Raw genomic sequence first — 9,781 nt, forward strand, 5'->3', positions numbered from 1 at the left:
CCATTTCAAAAACCGCACCTATACTGCGCGATATGACAACCACGCGCCATATCCCGACCCATAACCGCACTTTTCGTGCGGCTGTCGGTGTTGGTGGGCGCCCCTGTGGCGCGACTCCGCTTGGCCTACTTCTCCTAATTCGCCTCTGAGCGTGCCGTCACGGCGCGAACGCTCAGAGGAGGCTGTTCCGCGCCGCACGAACTCAGGAGAAGAATAGAAAGAAATCCGACATGACCGATACGACCAATACCCCCGCCAATGACCGGGTGTCGCCAGTGACGGCGAAAGAACGTGTGGTGATTTTCGACACGACATTGCGCGATGGCGAACAATCCCCCGGCGCCACCATGACCCATGACGAAAAGCTCGAAATCGCCGAACTGCTCGACGACATGGGCGTCGATATCATCGAGGCCGGCTTTCCTATCGCCTCAGAAGGCGACTTTCGTGCTGTATCCGAAATCGCCAAGCGGTCAAAGCAGTCGGTGATCTGCGGCCTTGCACGCGCGCAGTATGGCGATATCGATCGCTGCTGGGAGGCGGTCAAGCACGCGGCCCAGCCGCGCATTCATACCTTCATCGGCACCTCGCCGCTGCACCGCGCCATCCCCAACCTGACCATGGACGAGATGGCCGAACGGATCGAACAGACCGTGACGCACGCCCGCAACCTGTGCGACAACGTGCAGTGGTCGCCGATGGACGCCACCCGAACTGAATGGGACTATCTCTGCCGCACGGTTGAGATCGCCATCAAGGCTGGAGCCACCACGATCAACATCCCCGACACCGTCGGCTACACCGCGCCCGTTGAATCCGCGGCCCTGATCCGCAATCTCATCGCCACGGTGCCAGGCGCGGATGATGTGATCTTTGCCACGCATTGCCACAACGACCTTGGCATGGCGACGGCCAACTCGCTGGCTGCGGTCGCGGGTGGTGCGCGCCAGATCGAATGCACGATCAACGGCCTTGGCGAACGCGCCGGCAATACCGCGCTCGAAGAGGTGGTCATGGCCCTGCGTGTGCGCGGCGATATCATGCCCTACGAGACGCGGATCGACACCCGCAAGCTTATGCACATCTCGCGCCGCGTCGCGACCGTGTCGGGCTTTGCCGTTCAGTTCAACAAGGCCATCGTTGGCAAGAACGCCTTTGCGCATGAAAGCGGCATCCACCAGGACGGCATGCTCAAGAACGCCGAGACCTTTGAAATCATGCGCCCCGAGGATGTCGGCCTTTCGGCCACCAACCTCGTGATGGGCAAACATTCGGGGCGCGCCGCCTTGCGTGACAAACTGCGCCAGATGGGGGTCGAGGTCGGAGACAACCAGCTCAAGGATGTCTTTGTACGGTTCAAGGAATTGGCTGACCGCAAGAAGGAAGTCTATGACGACGACATCCTCGCTCTTGTCACGGCCAGCACCGAAGTCGATGACCGGTTGCAGATCCTGAACCTGCGGGTCGTCTGTGGCACCGGCGGCCCAGCCGAGGCGCAGCTTGAGATGGAGATCGACGGAAAGGAAGTCTCAGCCACCTGTTATGGCGACGGCCCGGTGGATGCGACCTTCAAGGCGGTGCGGGAACTGCATCCCAACACTGCCAAGCTGCAACTCTATCAAGTGAATGCGGTGACCGAGGGAACCGATGCTCAGGCCACGGTCTCTGTGCGGTTGGAAGAGGACGGCATGATCGCAACCGGTCAATCTGCAGATACCGATACGGTGGTCGCCTCGGCCAGGGCCTATGTGAATGCTCTCAATCGTCTGCTCGTTCGGCGCGAAAAGATTCAGGGCAAGGACACCAAGGAAATCAGCTACAAGGACGTGAGCTGACCGCTCAGACCGCAGCTCCGGACACATCTTCGGGCTCGCGGCGAAACAAGCGCCAGAATACAGCAAAACGCCGGGCACAGCCCGGCGTTTTTCCTTTGGATCAAGTTTGGGGATGGGTCATTCCCCCAGAGCAATCCCCTCGCGGCGAGGATCCGCACCGCCACGCAGACCGTCAGGCCCCACCGAAATCGCGTGCAGGCCCGAGTTCATATCCCTCACCGACACTTCATAACCCAACATCTCCAGATCCGGTCCCAACGTTTCCATCGGTGTTCCAGCCTCTAGGTCAAATGGCCCGAACCGGTTCACCCCGTGCGGCGCTGCAACTGCCTGCTGCACATCCATGCCCCAATCGACAAAAGCGATGACCGCCTGTGTCACATATCCGATAATCCGACTGCCCCCGGGGCTGCCCAGAACCAGCACGGGCTTGCCATCCTTGCGAACGATGGTCGGCGCCATCGAGGATCGCGGCCTTTTGCCCGGTTCGACACGGTTCGCAATCGGCACACCATCGACGTGTGAGCGGAACGAGAAATCCGTTAGCTCATTGTTGAGCAGGAAACCGTGAACCATGAGGCGAGAGCCAAAACCGTTCTCGATGGTCGTCGTCATGGATAATGCGTTGCCGTACTGATCGATGATTGAGATATGCGAGGTCGAGGGAAATTCGATACTCTCATCCTCGGCCCAGAGGCTGGCATGATCAAAGGCCGGGTTGCCTGCGCTCACCTCTGGCAGGGCATCGTCACCGGCCAGAAGCTGCGAGCGTTCCGCGAGATAATCCATGGACACCAGCCCCTTGGTCGGCATGGGCACGAAATCGCTGTCCGCCATATAGCGTCCCCGATCAGCAAAGGCGAGCCGCGAGGCATCACCGATCAGGCGCCAGGCTTCGGCATCCGCAGGACCCGGCAACTCGTAGCTTCCGAGCATCCCAAGTACCTGACCAACCGTCAACGCCCCCGAAGACGGCGGCCCCATGCCACAGACCTCGTGCGCGCGATAGTCGACGCAGACAGCGGGCCGTTCCTTGACCGAATAGATCGCCAGATCGACTGACTCCATCACCCCGGGGTTGCCCTCTGCACCCTGCACCCGCGCAACGATGTCCTGCGCGATATCGGAGGTGTAGAGTACTCCGGCACCTTCTGCCGCAATGCGTTTCAGCACATCGGCATAGGGCTGGTTGGTCAGAAGCGATCCCGCCTGCAAGGGCCCACCACCGGGCAGAAAATAGGCAGCCGTGTCGGGAAACTGCGCCAGCCGTTCGCCATCATCCGCGATCAGTTCGGCCAGCCGGGGCGATACGGCGAACCCCTGCTCTGCCAGAGATATGGCCGGATCGAACAGACCACCCCAGGCCACCTTGCCCCAGCGGTCATGTGCCGCCTGCATCAGCGCGGGCGTTCCAGGCACTCCAACGGAACGCCCCCCAACCACAGCATCGAAAAAGCTCAGCGGCGCGCCCGTCTCATCCTGAAATAACTGCGGCGTGGCCGCCAGAGGCGCGGTTTCGCGCCCGTCCAGAGTGGTGATCTCGCCGCTCTGCCCGTCGTGCCAAACCAAAAACGCACCGCCCCCGAGGCCCGAGGATTGTGGTTCAACCAGCCCCAGCACCGCCTGGACGGCGATCATGGCATCCGCAGCCGTGCCGCCCTGCCGCAGGACCTCTGCCCCGGCGGACACCGCATAGGGATTGGCTGCGGAGATCATCCAGTTCTGCGCCCGGACGGGTTTGCCATCGGCCTTGGCGGCCAGCGACGCCGCGACTTGCGCAGAGATCGCATCGAAACCGGTCGCATCGGACGCTGGTTCCGGTGCCACCGTGTCCGCCGCCTGCTGAGCACATAATGGCCCGGCCAGAAGCATCACAAAAACACTGACAAGTCTCGGGTATCGCATGAAACTCAACCTTTGGGTGTTCGATGTTGCGGAGACCCTAGCACGGCTTTTCCTTGGGCTCTGCCATTAAATTAATGTTCATGCCCAAAAAATACACAGTCGCCCGAAACCGCCGGACCGTCCCAGCCGGTTCAGAGCATTGACGGAACGACCTGATCGGGCGGGCGGTGGCCATCGGCAAAGGTTTTGATGTTCAGCAACACTTTTTCGCCCATCTCGAGCCGCCCTTCGACCGTGGCAGAGCCCATATGCGGCAACAGGACGACGTTGGGCAGATTGCGCAGCTCGGGGTTCACATCGACACCCTTTTCATAGACGTCGAGGCCCGCTCCGGCCAACTCCTTGGCTTTCAACATCCGCGCAAGGGCGTTTTCGTCGATGACTTCACCACGCGAGGTGTTGACCACCACGGCCGTTGGTTTCATCAGCTTCAACCGCCGCGCATTGAGCAGGTGAAAGGTCGACGGCGTGTGTGGGCAATTGACCGATATCACGTCCATCCGCGCGACCATCTGGTCAAGGCTTTCCCAGTAGGTGGCGCCAAGCGATTCCTCGACTTCGGGGCGCAGACGGCGGCGGTTGTGATAATGGATCTGCATGCCAAACGCCTGTGCCCGGCGCGCCACGGCCATACCGATACGGCCCATCCCAAGGATACCCAGCCGCCGCCCGCCAAGCCGCCCGCCCAGAAAGGCCGTCGGCGCCCAGCCACTCCACGTGCCTGCCTGCATCACGGCCATACCTTCGGGCATGCGCCGCGTCACCGCAAGCAGCAGCGCCATGGTCATGTCGGCGGTATCTTCTGTTACCACGCCGGGCGTGTTGGACACCAGAATGCCGCGTTGCCGGGCTGTGGCGACGTCGATGTGGTCGATCCCCGCGCCAAAGTTGGCAATCAGCCGCAGCCTGTCGCCCGCCTGCCCGATCATGCCAGCGTCCAGCACGTCGGTGATCGTCGGGACAAGCACGTCAGCCGACTGCATGGCCTGCGCCAGTTCGGTCCGGGTCATTGGCGTGTCGTCAGTGCGCAGCGTTGTTTCGAACAACTCGCACAGCCGCGCCTCGACCGGTTCGGGCAAGCGTCGCGTCACGACAACACTCAGACGTTTTGATGACATGCCATGCTTCCCCACTCTATCCCTGCCGTCAGTTTCCCGGCACAGTGCGTCATATCAAGACGGGTCACAAGAACCCCGCCGGAAAAACTCTGAGCAGGACAAAAGAATGATCGGTACAATGAAGGGATGGGTTGCGGCAGCCGCCCTGGCACTGGCCGTTTCTGGCGGCGTCGACGCGGCGCAAGCCGCACAGGAACGCGGCGCGGTGACCAATCTGCCGATTCCCCGCTTTGTTTCGATGAAGGCGTCCGAGGGCAATGTACGGCGCGGCCCCTCGCTGACCCACCGCATCGATTGGGTCTACAAGAGGCGCGACATGCCACTAGAGGTGACCGCAGAGTACGGCCACTGGCGCCGGGTGCGCGACCGCGATGGCGCAGGCGGCTGGGTACACTATTCACTGCTGTCGGGCGTCCGCACAGTTCTCGTCGAACAGGACATGCTCGAACTGCATAGCCGCCCGGAGGATAAGGCACCTGTGGTCGCGAAGCTGGCGCTTGGGGTGATTGCACGGTTGGGCGAATGCGAAACCGACTGGTGTGAGTTGACCGCCGGTGGATATTCCGGCTGGGCGGTCAAGCGGGCAATGTGGGGCGTGGATCCGGCCGAACTGCGCGAATAATTCAGGCTCCTGCAGGTGCGCGCGCTTGGGTGGCAGCGCAATCGCGCAGGCGCAGCAGCGAATCCAACACAAGGGCAGTCGGATCGATATTGACGGCCCGCCCGTGCCGCGCACGATCCCCCGAGCTTTGCGCCAGTGCCGCCCAAGCCCGGCCCGCCATAGGCGTCGGCGCAAGGCGCGACATTGCCTGGGCCTCGCCGCGCGCAGCCTCGGGTACTGGAGGTGCGCCGGTGACCCCGGTACGGGCAAGTCGAAATACCGCCAGATCCAGCAGCGTGAACAGCAAGTCAAGTCGTTCTTCGCGGCCGCGGGCCGAAACGCTTTCGGCCAGGGCTATCGCGCGCGGGCGATCGAGATCCGGCAGACTGGCGATCATCGCGATCAGATCGCCATAAAGCTTTAGCCCATCAAGGTTCAGCAGACGCAGGGCTGCGCCAACCGATCCTGCGGACAATGCAGCCAGTGCTTCGACCTCTTCCGGGGCGATATCGGCGCCTGCCTGAGCCAACGCCGCCGCCATATCCGGCGCGCTGAGGGGCGAGAGGCGCAATTCCCGGCATCGCGACCGGATGGTCGGCAGCAAGCGCGACGGCTGATGGCTGATCAGCAGCAGGACCGTCCGGGCGGGCGGCTCTTCCAGCAGTTTGAGGATGGCGTTGGCAGCACTTGGATTCATTTCGTCCACGCTGTCCACGAGAACGACACGGCGACCGCCATCGGTCGAGGATAGCGCGAAGAAACTCTTGAGTTCACGCACTTCGTCGACCGTAAGCTGGGTCTTGAGCCGCTTGGCCTTGTCATCCCAGGCACGCCGCACAAGCTTCAGCCCCGGTTCGGACAGAGCCAGCGAGCGGCGCATTACGGGATGATCCGGCGGAATGGCAAGTGTTTCGGGCGGCGGCGGCGCACCGAACATCCCGCCGTCATCCGCCGTGTCCGGCGTTGCCAAAAGAAACCGCGCGATGCGCCAGGCCAGAGTGGCCTTGCCCAGCCCCTGCGGCCCGGTGATCAGCCAGCCGTGATGCAATCGATCAGCCGCAAAGGCCGACAGAAAGGCCTGCTCTGCCGCCCCCTGCCCGATCAGATCAAGGGTTTCTCGCGGATGCGGCGCCCCTTCGACGCGGTCGGGTTCAGGTCGGGTATCGTCACTCATACGGCGGCCCTTGCATGTTGGGGCAACGCCGGGGCCACGGCAGCCAACACATCAGCGGCAACTTCCGCCTCGTCCCGGGTGCCGTCAATCACGCGGATCCTCTCGGGGAACTCCTGCGCCAGCGCCAGAAAACCGGCGCGCATCTGGACCTGCAGATCCTTGCCGAAATCCTCGAACCGTTCCTCATGCGTGGCGCGGGCCTTCGCGCGGGCCAGTGCGGCGTCCGGATCCATGTCGATCAGCAGGGTCAGGTCCGGCTCCTGCCCGATCATAAGGGCATGCAACGTATCGACTGCCCCCCGCAAATCCCCGCGGGACAGGCCCTGATACATCCGCGTGCTGTCGGCAAAGCGATCACATATCACGATTTTCCCCGCTGCAAGGGCCGGGCGAATAGTGCGTTCCAGATGGTCGCGCCGTGCGGCTGTGAAAAGCAGCAGTTCCGTTTCTGCCGACCAGCGGTCTGGATCGCCCTGAAGAACCAGCGCGCGGATTTCTTCAGCGCCGGGCGAACCACCGGGTTCGCGGGTCAACAAAACCTCGTGGCCCAAACCGCGCAAGGTATCGGCCAACTGCCGCGCCTGCGTGGATTTTCCCGAGCCGTCGATACCTTCTAAACTGACGAATAACCCCGCCGAAGTCACATCGTCCCCTCAGGCGATATCATCTCTGGTTCAGAGCTAATTCGCGCGACCAGCGCCTTGCTGGCGGTCAGCATACGGTTGACAAAGCCGCCCCGGGCCACGGCGCTCTGCGCCACCAGTTGGACCCGATGTTCCGGTAGCCCCTCGGGGCGGACGATCAGTTCGGCCAATTGCGCACCCTCCGCGATTGGGGCCTGAAGCGGCCCGGTATAGACCACCTCGGCCTCAAGCGGAGCACCGGTCAGGGTCGGCAGCAGCAGGCTCACATCTTCCTTGGTGACAAGTCCTACGCTGTCCTGCGCCCCGTTCCAGACCTGCGCCGTAGCGACAGTCTTGCCTGCGGTGGTGATCTGCTTTTCAGCAAACTGACGGAACGCCCAGTTCACGACCGCCTCGGATTCTTCGGCGCGCGCGCGCGCACTGTCCAGCCCGGTCATAGAAAAGATGATCCGCCGCCCGCCTTGCTGGGCAGATCCGACAAGGCCATAGCCCGCCTCAGAGGTGTGCCCGGTCTTGAGCCCGTCCGCCCCGATCCCGAGTCCCAGAAGCGGGTTCCTGTTGGTCGAATTCTGCGGCGCGCGACCATCGAACTCGAACTTTTGTTCAGCAAAGATCGGATAGAAATCAGGATAGTCGCGAATAATATGGCTGGCGAGAAGGGTCAGATCGCGCATCGACATCAGATGCCCCTCGGCCGGCCACCCGTTCGAATTCTTGAAGGTCGAACCAGTCATACCCATCTGGCGCGCGCGCCGCGTCATCAGTTCGGCAAAACCCGCCTCTGTCCCATCCGGACTTAGCGCCTCGGCGATCACCGCGCAGGCATCGTTGCCTGACAGAACGATGATGCCGCGCAGCAGATCCGCGACGAGGACCCGGTCAGTCGTGTCCAGAAACATGGTCGAACCGCTATATGACATCGCGTGGCTCGACACTGGCAGGCGCTCTTCAAGGCTCAGCCGACCGTCCCTGATCGCCTCGAATGCCATATAAAGCGTCATCAGCTTGGACATTGATGCAGGCGGCAGCGACTGATCGGCATTCTTTGCCAGCAGCACGGTGCCAGTGGATTGGTCCAGCACAAAGGCCGCCCGGGCACGGGTGTCGAAAGCCTGTGCCGATCCGGCCAGAAGGGCCGCGACCGAAACTCCGGCAATGACCAAGCGAAGGGTCGGGATCATGGCGGTAACTCCTTGCATTTCAGCGACAAGCACCCTCGCACTTGGCCAGAGCGCGGTGGGTTTCCTGCGATCAACTTTGGTCGGCGCAGGCGCAAATCAAGCCCGTTTGCCTGATCGACTTGATCAGCATTCACCTTAACCCCTCGCCGCGCCCAAGAAAAGGCCGCAGCACAGCACAGACAGAAATTCCTGTGCCCGCACTTTCAGAATCGCAAAAGGCGGTCTAAAGGCATCCGAACCGGAGGTTTGGCAGAGTGGTCGAATGCGGCGGTCTTGAAAACCGTTGGGCGTGAGAGCGTCCCCAGGGTTCGAATCCCTGAGCCTCCGCCACTCACGAACAAAAGTGGGCACCGAAGAACGGTTTGCCTGAGGTCTGGTTACGGCTCTTTCAAAATTTGAACGCTGCCCCATGATGGTTATGCAGTCCTCACCCACGACTATTTTGTCAACAAGAGCACGCAGGAGAGCTTTTTTTGCCGGTACTGAACCTCCTGAAAAAACTTTTGACATAGCGTTCACGAAGCCGGATATTTTTGCATGATCGATTTGGGCTTCAGGCTCAAATTCGGCAGCAACCTGATCTCGCTGCAGGCGAAAATTTTTGAGATTCTCGTTTGCTTCAAGGAAACGTTTTTTGAAGTCTGGGTCGGAAGCTTTCACCATGCCCTCCTGAACCAGAGTGTACAGATTGTCGGCCACGCGTTGCGCCACGATGACCTCGGTCTCTCTTGCCGCAAGGTTTTTGGCTATCTTTTCGTGAGATTGACTCTGGCGGTTCGACAGAGGCGCAAGGATATCGGTTACTGCCTCAACGGACAGGAAGTTTTTCTCCAAGCACTTAATAATCAGGTCGTCGAAATCCATCATAGGTACGCTTCGGCCAGCGCAGCTTTTCACACCTGTTCGCATTTTGTGTGAGCAAGAATAATACTTGTAAGCGCCGCCCTTCCCTGTGCGCATGGTCATAGAATTTCCACAGTTGGGGCACTTGCATAAACCGGTCAGAAGGACCGGACCAGTAACCACACGCGGCGGCGTTTTTTTGGGATTCCTTTCAGTCAGTGTGCTCTGCACCACGTCAAATTCAGGCTTTGAAATAAGCGCAGGCACCTTCATAGGAACCTCACAGCCACCATCTTGAGCACTTTTAAAGATAGAATTGCCATAGCAGGTGGGATCCCGAAGCATACGCTGCAGAACGCTTATTCCCCACTTTTTACCTTGCCGAGGCATTGTTGCACAACTCTGACTATGGACGATTCACAACGTGAATCTATGCGGTTAGAGGGTCTTTATGAGCAAGCCACCTCCCGCCCGCTACCG

8 protein-coding genes, 1 tRNA gene and 1 pseudogene are annotated in these 9,781 nt (G+C 61.0%); 4 read left to right on the forward strand and 6 right to left on the reverse strand.

Annotation, left to right across the window (positions count from 1 at the left end):
- Window positions 1-230: 230 nt before the first annotated feature.
- The gene (locus CHB75_RS19265) at window positions 231-1,835 is read left to right on the forward strand and encodes a 2-isopropylmalate synthase (RefSeq protein WP_089273508.1); all 1,605 of its coding nucleotides are present in this window, start codon (window positions 231-233) and stop codon (window positions 1,833-1,835) included.
- Between the two features lie 117 nt (window positions 1,836-1,952).
- Here CHB75_RS19265 and ggt read toward each other — a convergent pair whose 3' ends face one another.
- On the reverse strand, window positions 1,953-3,740 hold the full coding sequence (gene ggt / locus CHB75_RS19270) for a gamma-glutamyltransferase (RefSeq protein ID WP_089273510.1): 1,788 nt from the start codon (window positions 3,738-3,740) through the stop codon (window positions 1,953-1,955).
- A 131-nt stretch (window positions 3,741-3,871) separates the two neighbouring features.
- On the reverse strand, window positions 3,872-4,858 hold the full coding sequence (locus CHB75_RS19275; RefSeq protein ID WP_089273512.1) for a 2-hydroxyacid dehydrogenase: 987 nt from the start codon (window positions 4,856-4,858) through the stop codon (window positions 3,872-3,874).
- Between the two features lie 106 nt (window positions 4,859-4,964).
- On the opposite strand from CHB75_RS19275, the gene CHB75_RS19280 reads away from it, so the two are divergent.
- On the forward strand, window positions 4,965-5,480 hold the full coding sequence (locus CHB75_RS19280) for an SH3 domain-containing protein (protein ID WP_245841076.1): 516 nt from the start codon (window positions 4,965-4,967) through the stop codon (window positions 5,478-5,480).
- A gap of 1 nt (window position 5,481) precedes the next feature.
- On the opposite strand, the gene CHB75_RS19285 is transcribed toward CHB75_RS19280, so the two are convergent.
- From CHB75_RS19285 to CHB75_RS19295, 3 genes are read right to left on the reverse strand one after another with little or no spacing between them, the layout of a single operon-like run.
- Window positions 5,482-6,633, reverse strand: coding sequence for a DNA polymerase III subunit delta' (locus tag CHB75_RS19285; protein WP_089273514.1), 1,152 nt, complete (start codon window positions 6,631-6,633; stop codon window positions 5,482-5,484).
- Window positions 6,630-7,277, reverse strand: coding sequence for a dTMP kinase (gene tmk / locus CHB75_RS19290; protein ID WP_089273516.1), 648 nt, complete (start codon window positions 7,275-7,277; stop codon window positions 6,630-6,632). Before tmk ends, CHB75_RS19285 begins: the two co-directional genes overlap by 4 nt.
- Window positions 7,274-8,458, reverse strand: coding sequence for a D-alanyl-D-alanine carboxypeptidase family protein (locus CHB75_RS19295; protein WP_176439216.1), 1,185 nt, complete (start codon window positions 8,456-8,458; stop codon window positions 7,274-7,276). Before CHB75_RS19295 ends, tmk begins: the two co-directional genes overlap by 4 nt.
- A 240-nt stretch (window positions 8,459-8,698) precedes the next feature.
- Between CHB75_RS19295 and CHB75_RS19300 the strand changes: the two genes are divergently transcribed.
- Together CHB75_RS19300 and CHB75_RS19305 are read left to right on the forward strand one after the other, a co-directional pair.
- A tRNA-Ser gene (locus CHB75_RS19300) sits at window positions 8,699-8,788 on the forward strand.
- A gap of 207 nt (window positions 8,789-8,995) precedes the next feature.
- Window positions 8,996-9,376 carry a hypothetical protein gene (locus CHB75_RS19305; RefSeq protein WP_089273518.1) on the forward strand — a complete coding sequence of 127 codons (381 nt, stop codon included), beginning with the start codon at window positions 8,996-8,998 and terminating at the stop codon, window positions 9,374-9,376.
- Here the strand turns inward: CHB75_RS19305 and CHB75_RS22550 are convergent.
- Window positions 9,356-9,691: pseudogene (locus CHB75_RS22550) on the reverse strand (recombinase zinc beta ribbon domain-containing protein); the annotation flags it as partial. The gene CHB75_RS19305 and the pseudogene CHB75_RS22550 overlap by 21 nt on opposite strands.
- Window positions 9,692-9,781 lie beyond the last annotated feature (90 nt).

This window comes from Puniceibacterium sediminis (assembly GCF_900188035.1).
Lineage (GTDB): Bacteria > Pseudomonadota > Alphaproteobacteria > Rhodobacterales > Rhodobacteraceae > Puniceibacterium > Puniceibacterium sediminis.

Bases quoted from the DNA above. Each gene is read 5' to 3' on its own strand.
- CHB75_RS19275 (WP_089273512.1), bottom strand. From the start codon at position 4,858: ATGTCATCAAAACGTCTGAGTGTTGTCGTGACGCGACGCTTGCCCGAA.
- CHB75_RS19285 (WP_089273514.1), bottom strand. From the start codon at position 6,633: ATGAGTGACGATACCCGACCTGAACCCGACCGCGTCGAAGGGGCGCCG.
- CHB75_RS19305 (WP_089273518.1), top strand. From the start codon at position 8,996: ATGATCGATTTGGGCTTCAGGCTCAAATTCGGCAGCAACCTGATCTCG.
- CHB75_RS19265 (WP_089273508.1), top strand. From the start codon at position 231: ATGACCGATACGACCAATACCCCCGCCAATGACCGGGTGTCGCCAGTG.
- ggt (WP_089273510.1), bottom strand. From the start codon at position 3,740: ATGCGATACCCGAGACTTGTCAGTGTTTTTGTGATGCTTCTGGCCGGG.
- CHB75_RS19280 (WP_245841076.1), top strand. From the start codon at position 4,965: ATGATCGGTACAATGAAGGGATGGGTTGCGGCAGCCGCCCTGGCACTG.
- CHB75_RS19295 (WP_176439216.1), bottom strand. From the start codon at position 8,458: ATGATCCCGACCCTTCGCTTGGTCATTGCCGGAGTTTCGGTCGCGGCC.